Genomic DNA, 17,363 nt, shown 5'->3' with positions numbered 1-17,363 from the left:
AAAGACAAACATGTCCAAGCTGATCTCCAAATGGAACTACCCCACCACCGTTCGCTTCGGCGCCGGGCGCATCAAGGAATTGCCCGAGGTGCTCGCCGCCACCGGCATCAAGCGGCCGCTCTTCGTCACCGATCCGGGGCTGGCGAAACTGCCGGTCGTCGCTTCGACGCTGAAAATCCTCGATGACGCAAAAGTGCCCTACGGCGTTTTCTCCGAAGTGAAGCCGAATCCGGTCGAGTCCAATCTCACCGCCGGCATCGCGGTGTTCAAGAAGGGCAAGCATGACGGCGTCATTGCCTTCGGCGGCGGCTCGGCGCTCGACCTCGGCAAGCTGATCGCCTTCCAGGCGGGACAGACGCGGCCGGTCTGGGATTTCGAGGACATCGGCGACTGGTGGACGCGCGCCAACTCGGATGCGATCGCGCCGATCATAGCGGTGCCGACCACGGCCGGCACCGGCTCCGAAGTCGGCCGCGCCGGCGTCATCACCAACGAGGCGACCCACACCAAGAAGGTCATCTTCCATCCGAAGCTGCTGCCGGCGATCGTCATTGCCGATCCGGAGCTGTCGGTCGGCATGCCGGGCTTCATCACCGCCGGCACCGGCATGGACGCGCTGGCCCATTGCCTCGAGGCTTATTGCGCGCCGGGCTATCATCCGATGGCCGACGGCATCGCCGTGGAAGGCATCAGGCTTGTCTTCGAGAACCTGCCAAAGGCCTATGCCAACGGCAGGGATCTGGTCGCCCGCGCCAACATGATGAGCGCCGCGGCGATGGGCGCGGCAGCCTTCCAGAAGGGGCTGGGGGCGATCCATTCGCTGTCGCATCCCATCGGGGCGCTCTACGACACCCATCACGGCATGACCAATGCGGTTTTCATGCCCTATGTGCTCGCCTTCAATCGCGAGGCGATCGAGGACCGCATCGCGCGGCTCGCCGCCTATTGCGGCATAAGAGGCGGCTTCGACGGCTTCGCCAAGGCTGTCATCAAGCTTCGCAAGGAATTGAAGGTGCCGCATGCGCTGCCAGGCCTGATCAAGGGGCTCGACATGGACAAGAAGCGCAAGGCCTTGATCGCCGATATGGCGGTGGTCGATCCGACAGCCGGCGGCAACCCGGTCAAGCTGACCAAGAAAGCAGCGCTGACGCTGCTCGAAAATGCAATCGCCGGGACGGTGTGATACCGCTTTAAGGGTACAATTGATCTGGAAAATCAGGGGCAACCAAGGGGAAAGGGTGAAGTGCAAAGCAAAAAGTAATTAGCCGGAAAATTAAGTGATGGCTAATTGCTACAGTCGATTAAAAGGAGTTAACTTTCGTGCTGCCAGCGGTGGGGTTTCATAAAGCTTTCATCTGGCTGTCACACGAAAACGATACCGCATCGCAGGCGTCCAACGGCGTCAGTTCAACGGAGAGAACACATGTTCAAATTCACGGGGAAAGTGCTTTCCCTTTCGGCCGCGGCGCTGTTTGCGTCGACGGTGATTTCGTCCGCGGCTCCGCTGGACGATCTCGCCAAGGCCGCGAAGACGGAAGGCCAGCTCACCACCATCGCTTTGCCGCATGACTGGTGCGGTTACGGCGACGTTATCGCGGGGTTCAAGGCGAAATATCCGGAAATCACCATCAACGAGCTCAACCCCGACGCCGGCTCGGGCGACGAGGTCGAGGCGATCAAGGCCAACAAGGACAATAAGGGTCCGCAGGCGCCCGACGTCATCGACGTCGGCCTGTCCTTCGGCCCGACCGCCAAGGCCGACGGCCTGCTGATGCCCTACAAGGTGTCGACCTGGGACTCGATCCCCGACAGCGCCAAGGATGCCGACGGCGCCTGGTACGGTGATTACTACGGCGTTCTGGCGATGATGGTGAACAAGGATCTGGTCAAGGAATCGCCGAAGGACTGGGCCGATCTGCTGAAGCCGGAATTCGCCAATTCGGTGGCTCTCGCCGGTGATCCGCGCGCTTCGAACCAGGCCATCCAGGCGGTCTATGCCGCTGGCCTTTCGAGTGGAGCCGCGGCTGGCGAAGCCGCGGGCACCGCCGGCCTCGACTTCTTCAAGAAGCTCAATGCCGCCGGCAACTTCGTACCGGTCATCGGCAAGCCGGCGACACTCGCCCAGGGTCAGACCCCGATTCTGATCAACTGGGACTACAACGCGCTCGCCGGCCGTGACACGCTGAAGGGCAACCCGCCGGTCGACGTCGTCGTGCCGAAGACCGGCGTCGTCGCCGGCGTCTACGTGCAGGCGATCAGCGCCTATGCGCCGCATCCGAACGCAGCCAAGCTCTGGATGGAATACCTCTATTCAGACGAAGGCCAGATCGGCTGGCTCAAGGGCTATTGCCACCCGATCCGCTTCAACGATCTCGCCAAGAACGGCAAGATCCCGGCGGACGTCCTGGCCAAGCTGCCGCCGGCGGAAGCCTATGCTTCGGCGGTGTTCCCGACGCTGGACGAGCAGGGCAAGGCCAAGGAAGCCGTCACCAAGAACTGGGACTCCGTTGTCGGTGCCAACGTCAAGTAACAGTTGAATCCACCGGGCGGCTTCGCGGCCGCCCGGTTCCCCCTCGAAGACGGTAGCCGGCGCATGACCGATCTCTCGCTTTCCAGTCACGATACCGCAGGCAAGACCGCGCCGCCCGCGGAGGCACGCGCGTTGCGATTGCCGACGCAATGGCTAGGCGTCGCTCCGTTCTTCATCTTCGCCATCATGTTCCTGATTTTGCCCACGCTTTATCTGATGCTGGGCGCATTCCAGAATGATGCCGGCGAGTTCACGCTCGAGAACATTGTCGCTCTGGCGCAGCCGTCGATCGTTGCCGCTTACTGGATATCGATCAAGGTAAGCCTGGCCTCGGCGCTGATCGGCGCTTTCGCGGGCCTGGCCATCGCCATCGCCATCGTGCGCGGCGGGCTGCCGGACTGGATACGCTCGGCCACCCTGACTTTTTCCGGCGTCGCCTCCAATTTCGCCGGCGTGCCGCTGGCCTTCGCCTTCCTCGCCACGCTCGGCCGGCTCGGTCTTGCCACGGTGATCCTGAACACCGTGTTCGGCCTCAACATCTATGCCCACGGCTTCAACATCCTGTCCTTCTGGGGCCTGACGCTGACCTATGTCTATTTCCAGATACCGCTGATGGTGGTCATCATCACGCCGGCAATCGATGGCTTGAAGAAGGAATGGGGTGAAGCTGCCGCCACGCTTGGCGCGACCACCGCGCAATATTGGCGCATCGTGGTCATCCCTGTGATCTGGCCGAGTTTTCTCGGCACCGTGATCCTGCTTTTCGCCAACGCCTTCGGGGCGATCGCCACCGCCTATGCGCTGACCGGCTCGTCGCTCAACATCGTGCCGATCCTGCTCTACGCGCAAATCCGCGGCGACGTGCTGCACAATGCCCATCTCGGCTACGCGATCGCCTTCGGCATGATCGTCATCACCGGCCTGGCCAATGTCTTCTACATCTGGTTCCGGACCCGTTCCGAGAGGTGGCTGAAATGAAGTCGGGCAGATTCTGGGCCTGGGTGGTCTTCATCCTCGGCGCGGCCTATTTCTTCATCCCGTTGATCGCGACGGTGGAATTTTCCATGCGCATGCGGCGCGGCGCCTATTCCTTCGACGCCTACCGGATCGTGCTCGGCGACGCGCGTTTCCAGGCGACCTTCCTGTATTCGGTGGTCGCCGCCATCTTCACCATCATTCTGGGTGTGCTGATCGTGGTGCCGGCAGCCTACTGGATCCGATTGCGGCTGCCGCAGCTCAGGCCGATCGTCGAGTTCATCACGCTTTTGCCGTTGGTCATTCCGGCCATCGTCATCGTCTTCGGCTATATCAGGATGTACGGCTCGAATTCACCCTTGCCGTTCCTCGGGTCCGATATGGGAACCAATGCCTTGCTGGTCATCGGCTATGCGACCTTGGCGCTGCCCTATATGTATCGTGCCGTCGATACGGGGCTCAGAACCATCGACGTGCGGACGTTGACGGAAGCGGCCCAGATCCTCGGAGCCGGCTGGGGCACGATCATCACCCGCGTCATCCTTCCCAATGTGCTGATTGCGGTGTTGTCCGGCGCCTTCCTGACATTCGCCATCGTCATCGGCGAGTTCACGATGGCGAGCCTGCTGAACCGGCCGGCTTTCGGCCCCTATTTGCAGAATGTCGGAGCCAACCGCGCCTATGAGCCGGCGGCCCTTGCCATCATCGCCTTCGTCATCACCTGGGGCTGCATGTCGCTGATCCAGATCCTGTCGCGCTTCGCGCCGAAATCGGCTAATCGTCCGAACTGACCCGAAAGAAAAAGCCATGGCCGAGCCATTCCTCTCCATCCAGCATGTGCGAAAATCCTTCGGCGCCACCACCGTTGTCGAGGATTTCAATCTCGACGTCGAACCGGGCGAGTTCGTCTCATTCCTCGGCCCGTCAGGCTGCGGCAAGACGACGGTGCTGCGCATGGTCGCCGGCTTCGAGGAGCCGTCGGCCGGCAAGATCGTCGTCGGCAGCAAGGACATCACCAGGTTGAAGCCGAACCAGCGCAATGTCGGCATGGTGTTCCAGGCCTATGCGCTGTTCCCGAACCTGACCGTGGCGCAGAACATCGGCTTCGGACTGAAAGTCGCCGGCATGTCCAGGGCGGATATCGATGCCCGTGTCGCCGAAATGCTGGGCATCATCAAGCTGCCGCAGATGGCCGACCGCTATCCTTATCAGCTCTCGGGCGGCCAGCAGCAGCGCATCGCGCTGGCCCGCGCCATCGCACCGAAGCCGAAGCTCTTGCTGCTCGACGAGCCGCTGTCGGCGCTTGATGCCAAGGTGCGCGTCTCGCTGCGCGAGGAAATCCGCTCGATCCAGAAGAAGCTCGGCATCACCACCATCTTCGTCACCCATGACCAGGAAGAGGCGCTGTCGATCTCCGACCGCATCGCGGTGATGTATGGCGGCAAGGCCGAGCAGGTCGGCACGCCGTTCGAGATCTACAACCGGCCGGCAACCAAGTTCGTCGCCAATTTCGTCGGCACGCTGAACGTGCTGGAAGGCACCGTCACCGACGCGGCGTTGGGCAAGGTCCGTGTCAACACCGAGGAAGTCTCGCTCAAGGGCAGGCTCAACGGCTCGAAGTCCGGCGATACGCTGTCATTGGCGCTGCGGCCAGAAGCCATTTCGCTCGGCCGCCAGCCCGGCCGCGATTCAAGCCTGTCCGGCGAGATTTCCGAAGTGCACTTTCTCGGCTCGGTGATCCGGGTCCGGGTCGGCATCGGCGGCAACACCGTTTCGCTCGACACGTTCAACAGTTCGACGACGCCACCGCCGGCCGTCGGCGAGAAGGCGGAGATTTCCTTCTCGTCGGGCGACCTGCTGGTGCTGCACTGACGCGGCCGAAGCGCCCTGCCGATCCGGCCACCGGTCCAGTTGCCGGACGATGCACTCCTATTGGACAATCAACAGCATCCTGCCGCTTTGCCACTGCCAAGAGCTCCGCTTCGCCGCTACGATGAGCCATGGCGCTATTTGAGCTCACCCTTGTCCTCCTGCTGATCGCCGTTGCGCTGACGGCGCTGTCGCGGCGCCTGCAGGTTCCTTACCCCGCCTTGCTGGCGCTGGCGGGCGCCGGCCTTGGCTTCCTGCCCGGCGCGCCGACGATCGAGATCGATCCGGAACTGGCGCTTGCGCTGTTCATTGCGCCGGTGCTGCTCGACGCGGCCTACGACACATCGCTGCGCGATCTTAACCGCTACAGGCTGCCGCTTGTGCTGCTGGCGCTTGGCGCGGTCGTTTTCACGACCGCCGTCGTGGCACTGGTCGGCTGGAAAATGGCCGGCCTGCCGATCGCTGCCGCCATAGCCCTTGGCGCCATCGTGGCGCCGCCGGACGCGGTTGCCGCGAGCGCCGTGCTCGGGCAGTTCAAGGTGCCGCACCGCATCACGGCCATCCTTCAGGGCGAAAGCCTGCTCAATGACGCCACCGCGCTTTTGATCTATCGCATCGCGATCACTGCCGCCGCCGGTCCCGTTCTTTTGGGCAGTGCCGTTCCGATGGTCCTGCTGTCGACCATCGGCAGCCTGGCCGCGGGCTATCTGCTCGGCCGCCTGTCCCAGGCGATGCTTGGACGTATCGAAGATGCGGCGAGCGGCACCGTCGTGCAGTTCGCCGGGACGTTCGGCGTCTGGATCCTGGCTGACAGGCTGGGGCTCTCGGCCATCATCACCATCGTCGTCTATGCCATGACCATCGCGCGCACCGCACCGCGGCGCATGTCGGCCAGAAAGCGCGTCAGCTCCTATTCCGTCTGGGAGACGGCGGTGTTCGTGCTTAACGTGCTGGCTTTCGTGCTGATGGGCCTGCAGGCGCGGCTGATCGTCGGTCGCCTGGCCGAGCAGGGACAGTCCGAGGCGTTCCTGTTTGCAGGGACGATCCTGGCGGTCGTCATCGTTTCCCGCCTTGCCTGGGTGCTGGGCTGCGGCGCCGTGATCCGATGGCTTGCCCGCTTCGGCAATGCGGAGCAGCGGCAAGAGGTGCCGTCGTTTCGCGGCGGGGTGCTGATCGGCTGGTGCGGCATGCGCGGCCTGGTGACGCTGGCGGCTGCCTTCGCATTGCCGGCGGACTTCCCCGGCCGCGATCCGATCGTGCTCACCGCCTTTTGCGTGGTGCTGGGCACGCTTGTCCTGCAAGGCATGAGCCTGAAGCCGTTGCTGCGCCTGCTTCGTCTCGAACCGGACGAGACCATAGACCGCGAGGTCGCGCAGGCCCGTGTCGCCATCATGCAGGCGGCCCTCGACATATTGAGCGGCAAGACCTCGACCGCGGCGGCGGCGGTGCGCGAGCAGTATGCCGCACAGCGCAAGGTCGCCAAGAACCCCGACGACGCCCAGGCAGCAACCGAGTACGACCGGCTTCGGCTCTATGCCATCAAGCGCCAGCGCGACGCGCTGGAAGAACTTCGCCGCAACGGGACGATCGGTGACGAGGCCTATCACCGGCTGGAGGAAGAAATCGACTGGTCGGAGCTGGCGGCTTCCCCGGCGGGACGGTTCCAGCCGCTGACGACCTAGGCGAGGCGAGGGGCCTTTGCGTCGTGGCCCAGCCGGGCCGCCGCGGCGGTCCATTGCAAGGTCGCCGTCGAAACGGTACTGCCGTCACCAAACTGAGCCGGACAAGAATGAAGCTGGTCAGCTACAATATCCAATACGGGTTCGGCAGCGACGGCCTCTACGATCCGGCGCGCGCCGCGCGCATTGTTGCCGGCGCCGATATCATCGCCTTGCAGGAGGTCGAGCGGCACTGGCAGCGCAGCAATTTCGACGACCAGCCAGAGCTGCTTTCGCGGCTGCTGCCGGACTATCACTGGGTGTACGGCCCGGCCTTCGACATGGACGCCAGCGAACAGCGCGACGGCCGCATCGTCAACCGGCGCCGGCAGTTCGGCACCATGGTGCTGTCGAAGCTGCCGATCGTCTGGTCGCGGCTGCATGCGCTGCCGATGCGCCGCACACTGCGGCCGCTCAACACCCGCAACGCGGCGCTCGAATGCATGATCCGCACGCCGGCGGGTCCGGTGCGGGTGCTTTCATTGCATCTCGCCCATGTCGCGGCTGAAGAACGGCTCGAGCAGATCGACTATCTGCTTGCCGAGCATCGCCGGGCGCCCTCCGATGGGGGGCCGTGGAGCGGCGCCGACGACGAGCCGGCGCGCAATTGGAGCAATGGCGAGCCAGAGCCGGAGAACCCGCTGGCGGCGATCTGGATGGGCGATTTCAACATGGAGCCGGGCAGCGCCGAATACCGCCGCATCGTCGGCGGCACGCCCTATCATCGCGGTGCCGCCTATCTGGATGGGTTCGTCGATGCCGCTGCCGTGGCGATTGAACCGGCGGATGACTTCCACACGCATGAGAAGAACATCGACGGCAGGCTGGCAAAGCGCCGGCTCGATCATTGCTTCGTCGGCGGCCTGTTTGCCGGTCGTGTGCGCTCCGTCAGCTCGGACATTGGCGAAGTGGCTTCCGATCATTTTCCGGTCAGGATCGACATCGATCTCGAAACGCCCGCCGGCCCCGGAGGCGGATGAGGCCCAAATGACGCTTTTCGTCTTCTTCGCGGTGCTTGCCGCGGCCGCGATGCACGCGATCTGGAATGCGCTGGTCAAGGTCCATCTCGACCGCTTCCTGTCGATCACCCTGATGACGCTTGGCATGGGATTTGCCGCGCTTTTCGCACTTCCCTTCGTCGAGGTGCCGAGGGCGGAAGTCTGGCTCTATATCATTGCCTCCGTCGTCTTCCACATGGGCTACCGGACCTTCCTGATCGGCGCTTACCAGGCCGGCGACTTCGCCCAGACCTATCCTCTGGCGCGCGGCACCGCGCCCTTGCTGGCGGCGCTTGGCGGTATGTTCGTGGTCGCCGAAGTGCCGGCGCCGCTCGCCATTCTGGGTATCCTTTTACTGTCGGCCGGAACGCTGGTGATGTCGTTTCGCGGCGGCGCGCATCTGGAACGATTGAACCTGCGCGCGGTGGGCTTTGCGCTGGGGACCTCGATCTTCATCGCCAGCTACACACTGTCCGACGGCAGCGGGGCGCGGCTGGCGGCCACGGCGCAGAGCTATGCCGCCTGGCTGTTCGTGTGCGATGCGCTTGGAGCGCTGGTGTTGTGCCTGATCTTCCGTGGACCGCGGGCCTTGCCGGTGCTGGCGCGGGACTGGAAAGCGGGGCTGTTCACCGGCGTGCTGAGCGGCGCTGCCTACTGGATCGTCATGTGGGCTATGACCAAGGCGCCGATCGCCTCGGTGGCGTCGCTGCGCGAGACCTCCATCCTGTTCGCCATGGTGATCTCGGTGTTCGCGCTCGGCGAGAAGATGACGGGCTGGCGCGGCGCCGCCGCGCTCAGCATCGTCGCCGGCGTCGTGGCGCTCAGACTCGGCTGACGTCGTGGTCCAGCACGGTCATCACCTGGCCGCGCCGTTCCGGACTGAAGCGGATGACGATGATGATGCAGACGGCGACCACGCCGGCGAATAGCGCCAACGCGTAGCCATAGCTGCCTCCGGGAGCCTCGGCTATGCCCGCCTGATAGGGACCGCCATAGGAGGCCGCGAGATTGCCGGCCTGGTAGATGAAGCCGGGCAGGGTCGCGCGCACCGCGCCGGGCGAGAGCTCGTTGAGGTGCACCGGAATGACGCCCCAGGCGCCCTGGACCGCGACCTGCATGACGAAGGCGCCGATGGCCAGCATGAAGGGCGTCGAACTGTAGGCCCATAGCGGGATGGACGGCAAGGCGATCAGGCAGGCGAGCGTGATCGCGTTGACGCGGCCGATCTTCTCGGAAAGCGCGCCGAACGCCAGGCCGCCGACGATGGCGCCGATGTTGGCGACGATGGTGATCCAGCTCACCGTGTGCGGATCGAAGCCATGCTGCTTCTTCAGGAAGGTCGGGTAGAGATCCTGCGTGCCGTGGCTGAAGAAGTTGAAGAACATCATCAGCACCACCGCATAGAGGGCGACGCCCCAGTGCTTTTGCAGTGTCTCCAGCATGCCGGGCCTTGCGGTCTTCCGCGCCTCGACGAAGGCCGGCGATTCCGGAACATGTGAGCGGATGAAAAGGACGATCAGGGCCGGGATGAAACTGAGCAGGAACATGGCGCGCCAGCCGATCGTGTAGCCGCCGATCGTCTGGTGATAGAGCAGGCCATAGACGACCGCCGCTAGGAGGTAGCCGGCCGGATAGCCGCATTGCAGGATGCCCGAGACCATGCCGCGGGCGCTGGGCGGGATGGATTCCATGGCAAGCGAGGAGCCAAGTCCCCATTCGCCGCCCATGGCGATGCCGAACAGTGCGCGCAGCGCCAGGAATATGCCGAGATTGGGCGAGAAGGCGGCCAAAGCGCCGATCACGGAATAACTGACGATGTTGAGCATCAGGATGGGCTTGCGCCCGAATTTGTCTGCCAACGTGCCGAAGAAGAACGCGCCAATGAAGCGCGTCGCAAGGGTCAGGAAAAGCGCCTTTGACACCGCCGGGACGTCGGTCTGGAATTCAGACGCAATGTCGGTGAGCAGGAATGTCAGAAGGAAGAAATCGAAAGCGTCGAGCGTCCAGCCCAGGAATGAGGCAAGGACGGTTTTCTTCTGCTGCGAATTGAGCTTCAAGGCGTTCCTCCTGATGTCGAGGAACGTTATCGCGTCGAGGCGGACAATCGTCAGTCACTTTTCAGAGAACTTGGTCACGTTTGCGTAGGGGGTCACCGAGTCCACAGCCGCATTCATTGGACACCCGCCGGCCGAAGCCGACGGGCTATCAGCTCAGCAGGTGGTTCCAACTGACGCGAGGCACCTGGAGGCCAAGGTTGCGAGTCGAGACATCAGCGGCAATGCGGTCAGCAACCTTCCGTCGTCGTTTCCATCTGGCCAGGGGCCGCGGACTTGGCGCTGGTATCCTGCTGACCGGGAGCTGACTCCTTGGCGCTGCCTGTCTGTTGGCCCGGTGCGCAATCCTTAGCGGAGTTGGTCGACTTGGTCGTGGTCGAGTCCGTGTTCTGATCCGTCGGCATCGTTGTCGTCGTGGAGGAGGAGCCGCTCGACGTCGTATTGGTCGATTGCGCCAGGGCAAGGCCGCCGGAAAGAATCATTACGACGGAAGCGAGAAGAAGTCGTTTCATCATTCACTCCTGGTGAGTATCCCTTCGGCCGCATAACAAGGGAGTCGGCGAACGCTTCCGTGGAGTATCTGGCGCCGTCGCCGTGGCATCAACGTGCCGGTTGTGGTGCGTCGATGACGACATACGGCCCGGCCCGGAACAAAGAAAAGCGCCGTTAGTTTCACCCGCAGGGCACTCAAACAGAAGGACGAGCATGATGAAAATGGCTTTAGTAATCGCGCTTGCGGTGTCGTTTTCTGCGGGCTCTGCAATCGCGGCATGTCCGGACAAGTCGGCTGCCAACACGGGCGCCGACACCCAACAGACAGCCGGTATTTCGAAAGATGGTACCCACGCGCCCTTGGAAACTCCGAAGGCCAAGGATAGTGCCGGCAAACCGGCCGCCAAGGATGGCAGCACAATGCCGTTGGCAGGGGCGGAAGGCGGCGGTGACAAGAATCTCGCAACATCGCAGCAGGATATCGAGGCGCAGCAGCATGGCGGCAAGACCGCGGCGGCAAAGGCCGACGACAGCTGCAATGACTGACGACGGAACAGGGCCGGAGCGGTTGTTGGCTCCGGCCTTTTCATCAAGTCTACAGAAGAGCCGGCCGGCCGGAGCCAGCGGGGCCTCGACGGACCGCGAGTGTTTGCCTTCGGCAGGTAGAGCTATGCCTTGGACGAGGCGGCCTCAGAGTTCCGCGTCGTTCGATGGCCGAAGGGGAAGAGGGAGCCAAACGAAGAGCACTCCTCCGCGGCCAGGGCTATGATCATCTCATCGATTCTCTCAACCGTTTCTCTGCTCACGTGATCATCGCCATGAAGGCACTGGCGCGCGCGCTTCAGGTGTCGTCGTGCGGCCTCGAAATCGCTGCCCATCCGTTCCTCCCGCTTAGAGAGACTCCAGATTTGAACAGTTCACTCCTTTAAGAAAGTCACCCGAAAGAGCGATTCGGTTGGCAATTGGAGGTAGATGCCCAAAACGCAGAAACCCCGCCCCGGCGCGAGCGCAGACGGGGCTATTGAGCCGACGGAGGGCGGAGGGAAGCGTGCCGGCTAACTTCTCACGGCGCTGGTTGTTCCGTTCGGCTTTTTTCTTGACCCCGCCATATCGGGCGTAACACACAAGCTGTCACGGATCGGCCGCATCGGAATACTCAAGGGCACTATTCAGGAGCTCAGTGGGCGTTTTGTGCCGTTCTGTGCCAATCGGCACAAGAGACTAAGTCTTTGAAAGGATGGTGGGCGTGACAGGGATTGAACCTGTGACCCCTGCAATGTCAATGCAGTGCTCTCCCGCTGAGCTACACGCCCATCCGAAGCCGCGCATACACCATTTTTGATCCGGCGCGTCAATAGCAGGAAAGGGGAAAGAAGGCTCCGTTTTGCCGCACCGGCCGATAGTCGCCGATGCCTTGGGCAAAAACGGCTCAGGCCGCCTGCAGCATCTTCTCGACCTCGTTGACGAGGTCGCGCAGATGGAACGGCTTCGACAGCACCTTGGCGTCTTTCGGCGCCTTGGAATCCGGGTTCAGCGCAACGGCGGCGAAACCGGTGATGAACATGACCTTGAGGTCGGGATCGATCTCGGTGGCGCGGCGGGCCAACTCGATGCCGTCCATCTCCGGCATGACGATATCGGTCAAAAGCAGCGAGAACGGTTCCTCGCGCAGCCGCTCATAGGCACTGGCGCCGTTGTCGAAGTCGCTGACCTGGTAACCGGCGCGCTCCAGCGCCTTGACGAGGAAGCGACGCATATCGTCGTCGTCTTCCGCCAGAAGAATGCGTGCCATGATATCCCGTCCGAATCACCCGCCCGGACTCTGCCGAAAGGCAGGGCCGTTAACCATCCTGTATATGAGGAGGCGAGGGTAAACATCAAGTGAACGAGGCGCGGCATAATCCGCATTCGCAAAGGCGGTGCCGGCGCCGAAATGCTGGACATGCGGCCGTCAAGGTGGCACTTTCATCCCATGATGCATTGGTGTTTTCGGGTTCGTTCAAATTGAAGACGGCAGCCGAGGATTTTTCGGTCGTTCCCCCCTTCGAAATCCGGTCGGGCGCCGAGCAGCGCGTCCCCTTCCTCTTCAACTCACCCCACAGCGGGCGCCATTATCCGGAGCGCTTCCTCGCCATGGCAAGGCTGGACCGCAACGCCATTCGCCGGTCCGAGGACTGCTATGTCGACGAGCTGTTCGGCGGCGCGGTGGCGCTTGGCGCGCCGATGCTCGCGGCTAATTTCCCGCGTGCCTATCTCGACGTCAACCGCGAGCCGTGGGAACTCGATCCGCGCATGTTCGCCGAGCCGGTGCCATCCTTCTGCAACATCCGTTCCGCGCGCGTGGCCGGCGGGCTCGGCACCGTTCCGAAGCTGGTCGGTGAAGGCCTCGACATCTACTCCGGTCGCCTGCCGCTGGCCGAAGCGGTTGCCCGCATAGAGGCCGTCTACAAACCCTATCATGAGACGCTGAAACGGCTGTTGACGCGAACCCACGCGCGTTTCGGCTTTGCCGTGCTGATCGACTGTCACTCCATGCCGGCGAGCATCCGCGTCGGAGACAGCGGCCTGCGGCCCGATTTCATCATCGGCGACCGCTTCGGCATCTCAGCCACCGCGGCATTGACCGAGACCGCGATCGGCCTGCTCAACGCCATGGGCTATACCGTCGCCCACAACAAGCCCTATGCCGGCGGCTTCATCACCGAACACTACGGTCGCCCGGCGCGCCATCTCCATGCGCTGCAGATCGAGGTCAATCGCGGGCTCTACATGAATGAGCGCACATTCGAGAAAGCGGCCGGTTTCGATGCGCTGACCGACGACCTGGCGCGATTTTCGGCCGACCTGATGGCCATGCCCGACCACCATTTCATGGATCTGCCGCTGGCCGCGGAGTGAATAGATCCTGGTTTCATTAGATGGCGCCATCCTCAACCGCCGCATAGTCTTGGGCGACATGGATCGGGATTGGCGGGGATTGGAACTGGCGGCGAAAAAAAGACCGCATCGTTCGCACGATACGGTCGAAGTCTAGGGAGGAAACGCCCAAGGAGGGCATGGACAGGAAACCCTGTCCGAGATCAAGGGTATGGTGCGCTGCACAAATGTCAAGCGACCTACCGGCTTTTTTAATTCAGAGTGATGTGGAAATTGCGCTTCGGTGGCGCCGGCGTGTTATTCTGGCAACAGTCGGCGCGGCGAAAAATCCTGGAACACCCTTGTCTTGGCGCGGAACTGGCGGCACACGTGGGCTCGGCCATGCTGCAATGCGGGAGAATCAGTTGGACATCAGCATCGATTTCATGCGCCGCATCGCGCAAGCGGCGGCGGCGGAAACCTTGCCGCGCTTCCGCAGCCAGGGTGCGGTCGCCAACAAGGAAAAGGGCAGCTTCGATCCGGTCACCGAAGCCGATCGCGAAGCCGAGCGCGCCATCCGGGCGCTGATATCGGCGCAATATCCGGACCATGGCATTCTCGGCGAGGAGCACGGAAGCGAGAATATTTCCAGCAGGCATGTCTGGGTGATCGATCCGATCGACGGCACGCGCGCCTTCATCTCCGGCCTGCCGGTGTGGGGGACGCTGGTCGGATTGACGGTGGAGGGCGATGCCGTTGCCGGATTGATGTCGCAGCCCTTCACCGGCGAGCTCTTCTACGCTAACGCTTCCGGTTCTCATTATGAGGGGCCGGGCGGGCCGCGAAAACTGGTCACGCGCAAGACGACGAGCCTTGCTGAAGCAACGCTGTTCACCACGACGCCGGCGCTGTTCAAGGGCGAGGCGCGCCTGCGCTACGACCAGTTCGAGAGGCAGGTGCAACTCGCTCGCTATGGCACCGACTGCTACGCCTTCGCCATGGTCGCCGCGGGAAGCGTCGACATCGTCGCCGATCCCGGACTGAAGCCCTATGACATCGTGGCGCTGATCCCCATCATCGAGAAGGCGGGCGGCGTGGTCACCACCTTCGACGGCGGGCCGGCCGAGAATGGCGGCGATATATTGGCGGCGGCGACGCCCGAGCTCCATGCAGCGGCGATGGCGGCCCTGCGCGGCTGAGCATCCGTTTCGCCGCGATGCGCTTTAGGCGTCCGAGAGACGCAGGCCCCATAGAATGAGCGCGAAAGCGATGAGGCCGGTCGGCGCGGACGAATAGGCGATGGCTTTGATCGCGTACTCCTGAAAGGCGCTTCCATGCGCGGCTCCTGCCGCCAGCGGCATCGTCTCGTTGCTGGCTCCCCAGAGGCTGGCCATCACATAGGCTGCCAGGATGGCCAAGGCTGAATAGATCAGGAACCAGAACGCAATCCGCGACATCGCGACGCCGAGATTGAGCCTGGACCAGACGAGACCCAAAACCAGCAGCAGGACGCCTTGCAAGGCACCGAGCGTGTGAACCGACAATCCGAGCCGCGGTGCGGCGAGGTATGGGATGGCGAACCCTTCGACTGACGAAAACAGCAGGAGGGCGATGCCGAGCTGCAGCAGGCGATGCCCCTGGCGTGGCAGCGTGTCCGATGCGTTCATGGCCGCTCCTCCCGATCCGTCGACTGACCTCTGCGGACGGTAACTAGCGCTCGGGCCCCGAACGGGAACTGGCGTCAAGTTGCCTCCGGTTGAGCAGGAGGCAGGCGTAGCCGTTAGAATTGCCGAGGCGTCGGCGCGATCATCGTCCGACATTGATCGCGCAAGACGCGGGCGCTGGGAACGGGCGTTGTCAGCGGATAGCGAGCGACCTGGGGACCAACCGGATCATGGAGTTTTCGCCAAGCATGAGCCGGAACCGGCGCCGGCTCGGCAATACGCGCCCTCAGGCCGTCGGGTCGTCGCTGCCGGGAATGAAAGCGTCGAAGGCGGCGAGGAATTGCTCGCGGTAGATGTCGGCCTCCTGCAGGATCTCGTGACGCGCGCCGTCGATCATGAGCAGCGAGCCGAGGCGCAGACGCCTGGCATAGGCTTCCACGGCCTTGGTCGAGACGACCTGATCGGCACCGGCGGCGATGACCAGCAGGGGGACCCGGATGCGGGCCATGAATTCGGGATCGCTTACCGCTTCCGCGGCTTCGGCAGCCGCTCTCAGCCAGCGGATCGTCGGGCCGCCAAGCGCCAGTTGCGGGTGATCCTCGTAGATCTTGGTGTTGCGGCGGTAGCGTTCCGGATCCGTCGTTACCTTGTTGGTGTCGAAGGGAGCGGTAACCTTCGGCCGCGGCCCCCAGGCGGCGTAAAGCCGGCCAAGGCCCAGGGCACAAAACAGCGAACAGACGCGGCGGACCGTCCGGATCGAGACCGGCAGGTCGGGCAAGGTGAAGAACGGCGCGATCAGCACCATGCGCCGCACGCGGTTGACCATGGAGGGCGAAGCAAGCAGCGTGATCACGGCGCCGGCCGAATGGGCAAGAATGTAGTACGGCCCGCGGCAGTCCGGCAGCACGATCTCCTCGAAGAACTGTTCAAGGTCGGCCGTGTGGTCGCGGAAGGACCTGATATAGCCGCGCTGGCGATCGCGGATCAGCCGGTCGGAGCCGCCTTGGCCGCGCCAGTCAAGCGTGGCGACGCCAAAACCGCGCGCCGCAAGATCGCGAATGGTTTCGAAATATTTCTCGATGCACTCGTTGCGGCCGGACAGCAGCACCACGGTGCCCTTCATCGGGCGGGCGACCGCGGCGAACAGGCCATAGCGTATCTTCTTGCCGTCGCGTGCCGTAAAAAAGCCGCCGGTGGCGTTTTCCGGTCGCGGGTTGCCCTCAGTTTCATGAAAAAGGGGAATTTCGTGAAAAAGGAGATCCGTCATTCGGCGCTTCGTGCTCGGCGTCTCGCATGCCTGCCTGTCGTGGCCGGCCTCGCCAAGGTTGATAGCCGTCCATGGGCCAAAAGCAAAGGAATTCCGGGAGGCGTCGGATCGGCAACAGGGAAGGCCGGAAGCCGCTATGAGCGCGCTTCCGGCCCCTGTCGATCCGGGAGGAAGGGACGTTGCACCCGGTTCGGCCTCGTCGCGGCGCCCGGTCCATGCAAATCCGGCGCCGCTTGTCCTTGATGTCGAGAGCAGTCTAGCGGCGGCTGTCTGAACGCGCGCAAAAGCGCCGGTTCATCTGCCGTTCATCCTCGATTTTTGCCGGGAGGCAAAATCTTGAAATGGCTTTGCCCGCTCCCCAAATGTGGATTGCGGCCGCCAATGTCGGGGCCGCTGGTCAAACCGGAACGCCGCTCACGGGTTTCGCACCGGCCAAACGCAAACCTTGTTGCTCAACAGGAGAACACACCATGCGTCACGTTGATTTTTCCCCGCTCTATCGCTCGACCGTCGGCTTCGACCGTCTCTTCACCATGCTTGATTCCCTTGCGCAGCCCGACGGCGCGCAGACCTATCCGCCCTACAATATCGAGCGCACCGGTGAGGATGCCTACCGCATCTCGATGGCTGTCGCCGGCTTCTCGGACGAGGAGATCTCGATCGAGGCCCACCGCAATGTGCTGACCGTGAAAGGCGAGCGCAAGGATGAGGGCACCGGCGAGGGTTCCGAACTGCTCTATCGCGGCATTGCCTCCAGGGCCTTCGAGCGCCGCTTCCAGCTTGCCGACCACGTCGAGGTCGTGGGCGCCACGCTGAAGAACGGCCTGCTCTTTGTCGACCTGAAGCGCAACATCCCCGAGGAACTGAAGCCGCGCAAGATCGCGATCACTTCGGCTCCGGCCAAGGCCAAGCAGATCGAGGCCAAGACCGCTGCGTAATC

Annotated in this window: 17 protein-coding genes and 1 tRNA gene; 12 read left to right on the top strand and 6 right to left on the bottom strand. The window is 63.2% G+C overall.

Translation table 11 applies throughout. The annotated features are described in order from the left end of the window. Nucleotides 1-10: 10 nt before the first annotated feature. From FJ426_RS13410 to FJ426_RS13375, 8 genes are all read left to right on the top strand, one after another. Nucleotides 11-1,183: an iron-containing alcohol dehydrogenase gene (locus FJ426_RS13410; RefSeq protein WP_140560295.1), complete on the top strand. Its 1,173-nt coding sequence runs from the start codon at nucleotides 11-13 to the stop codon at nucleotides 1,181-1,183. Between the two features lie 240 nt (nucleotides 1,184-1,423). Then, nucleotides 1,424-2,530, top strand: coding sequence for an ABC transporter substrate-binding protein (locus FJ426_RS13405; protein WP_140560296.1), 1,107 nt, complete (start codon nucleotides 1,424-1,426; stop codon nucleotides 2,528-2,530). Nucleotides 2,531-2,593: 63 nt separating this feature from the next. Beyond that, nucleotides 2,594-3,508 (top strand): ABC transporter permease subunit, encoded by a 915-nt coding sequence (locus tag FJ426_RS13400; RefSeq protein WP_140513697.1) that lies wholly within the window; start codon nucleotides 2,594-2,596, stop codon nucleotides 3,506-3,508. After that, nucleotides 3,505-4,296: an ABC transporter permease gene (locus FJ426_RS13395; RefSeq protein ID WP_140513696.1), complete on the top strand. Its 792-nt coding sequence runs from the start codon at nucleotides 3,505-3,507 to the stop codon at nucleotides 4,294-4,296. The genes FJ426_RS13400 and FJ426_RS13395 overlap by 4 nt, the downstream gene beginning before the upstream one ends. Nucleotides 4,297-4,312: 16 nt before the next feature. After that, nucleotides 4,313-5,377, top strand: coding sequence for an ABC transporter ATP-binding protein (locus tag FJ426_RS13390; protein WP_140560297.1), 1,065 nt, complete (start codon nucleotides 4,313-4,315; stop codon nucleotides 5,375-5,377). 128 nt (nucleotides 5,378-5,505) lie between these two features. After that, entirely contained in the window at nucleotides 5,506-7,056 is a 1,551-nt protein-coding gene (locus FJ426_RS13385; protein WP_140513695.1) for a sodium:proton antiporter, read from the top strand. Between the two features lie 107 nt (nucleotides 7,057-7,163). After that, nucleotides 7,164-8,072 (top strand): endonuclease/exonuclease/phosphatase family protein, encoded by a 909-nt coding sequence (locus FJ426_RS13380; protein WP_140560298.1) that lies wholly within the window; start codon nucleotides 7,164-7,166, stop codon nucleotides 8,070-8,072. A 7-nt stretch (nucleotides 8,073-8,079) separates the two neighbouring features. Further along, complete coding sequence (locus FJ426_RS13375; RefSeq protein WP_140496297.1) at nucleotides 8,080-8,925, top strand: EamA family transporter; 846 nt, start codon at nucleotides 8,080-8,082, stop codon at nucleotides 8,923-8,925. Here the strand turns inward: FJ426_RS13375 and FJ426_RS13370 are convergent. Together FJ426_RS13370 and FJ426_RS13365 are read right to left on the bottom strand one after the other, a co-directional pair. After that, nucleotides 8,912-10,147 carry an MFS transporter gene (locus tag FJ426_RS13370; RefSeq protein ID WP_140513694.1) on the bottom strand — a complete coding sequence of 412 codons (1,236 nt, stop codon included), beginning with the start codon at nucleotides 10,145-10,147 and terminating at the stop codon, nucleotides 8,912-8,914. The genes FJ426_RS13375 and FJ426_RS13370 overlap by 14 nt on opposite strands. 227 nt (nucleotides 10,148-10,374) lie before the next feature. After that, on the bottom strand, nucleotides 10,375-10,656 hold the full coding sequence (locus FJ426_RS13365) for a hypothetical protein (protein WP_140560299.1): 282 nt from the start codon (nucleotides 10,654-10,656) through the stop codon (nucleotides 10,375-10,377). A 193-nt stretch (nucleotides 10,657-10,849) separates the two neighbouring features. Here FJ426_RS13365 and FJ426_RS13360 point away from each other — a divergent pair, with 193 nt between their 5' ends. Continuing rightward, nucleotides 10,850-11,182 carry a hypothetical protein gene (locus FJ426_RS13360; protein WP_140496294.1) on the top strand — a complete coding sequence of 111 codons (333 nt, stop codon included), beginning with the start codon at nucleotides 10,850-10,852 and terminating at the stop codon, nucleotides 11,180-11,182. 692 nt (nucleotides 11,183-11,874) lie between these two features. On the opposite strand, the gene FJ426_RS13350 is transcribed toward FJ426_RS13360, so the two are convergent. After that, nucleotides 11,875-11,949 (bottom strand) — tRNA-Val (locus FJ426_RS13350). 116 nt (nucleotides 11,950-12,065) lie between these two features. Further along, complete coding sequence (locus FJ426_RS13345; protein WP_006199474.1) at nucleotides 12,066-12,428, bottom strand: response regulator; 363 nt, start codon at nucleotides 12,426-12,428, stop codon at nucleotides 12,066-12,068. A gap of 164 nt (nucleotides 12,429-12,592) precedes the next feature. Here FJ426_RS13345 and FJ426_RS13340 point away from each other — a divergent pair, with 164 nt between their 5' ends. Both FJ426_RS13340 and hisN read left to right on the top strand, forming a co-directional pair. Continuing rightward, nucleotides 12,593-13,534, top strand: a complete 942-nt coding sequence (locus FJ426_RS13340; RefSeq protein WP_140560300.1) for an N-formylglutamate amidohydrolase — start codon at nucleotides 12,593-12,595, stop codon at nucleotides 13,532-13,534. Between the two features lie 383 nt (nucleotides 13,535-13,917). Further along, entirely contained in the window at nucleotides 13,918-14,691 is a 774-nt protein-coding gene (gene hisN, locus FJ426_RS13335; RefSeq protein ID WP_140513691.1) for a histidinol-phosphatase, read from the top strand. A gap of 24 nt (nucleotides 14,692-14,715) precedes the next feature. Here the strand turns inward: hisN and FJ426_RS13330 are convergent, their stop codons facing one another. Continuing rightward, on the bottom strand, nucleotides 14,716-15,159 hold the full coding sequence (locus tag FJ426_RS13330; RefSeq protein WP_140825230.1) for a hypothetical protein: 444 nt from the start codon (nucleotides 15,157-15,159) through the stop codon (nucleotides 14,716-14,718). A gap of 283 nt (nucleotides 15,160-15,442) precedes the next feature. Then, nucleotides 15,443-16,423, bottom strand: a complete 981-nt coding sequence (locus FJ426_RS13325; RefSeq protein WP_140496289.1) for an alpha/beta hydrolase — start codon at nucleotides 16,421-16,423, stop codon at nucleotides 15,443-15,445. 470 nt (nucleotides 16,424-16,893) lie between these two features. Between FJ426_RS13325 and FJ426_RS13320 the strand changes: the two genes are divergently transcribed. Further along, nucleotides 16,894-17,361 carry an Hsp20 family protein gene (locus tag FJ426_RS13320; RefSeq protein ID WP_140496288.1) on the top strand — a complete coding sequence of 156 codons (468 nt, stop codon included), beginning with the start codon at nucleotides 16,894-16,896 and terminating at the stop codon, nucleotides 17,359-17,361. Nucleotides 17,362-17,363: the final 2 nt, after the last annotated feature.

The sequence above is a fragment of the Mesorhizobium sp. B2-6-4 genome (assembly GCF_006441495.1).
Classification (GTDB): domain Bacteria; phylum Pseudomonadota; class Alphaproteobacteria; order Rhizobiales; family Rhizobiaceae; genus Mesorhizobium.
The sequence above is the reverse complement of the archived record's forward strand: the minus strand, read 5'-3'. Positions and strand labels throughout refer to the sequence as shown.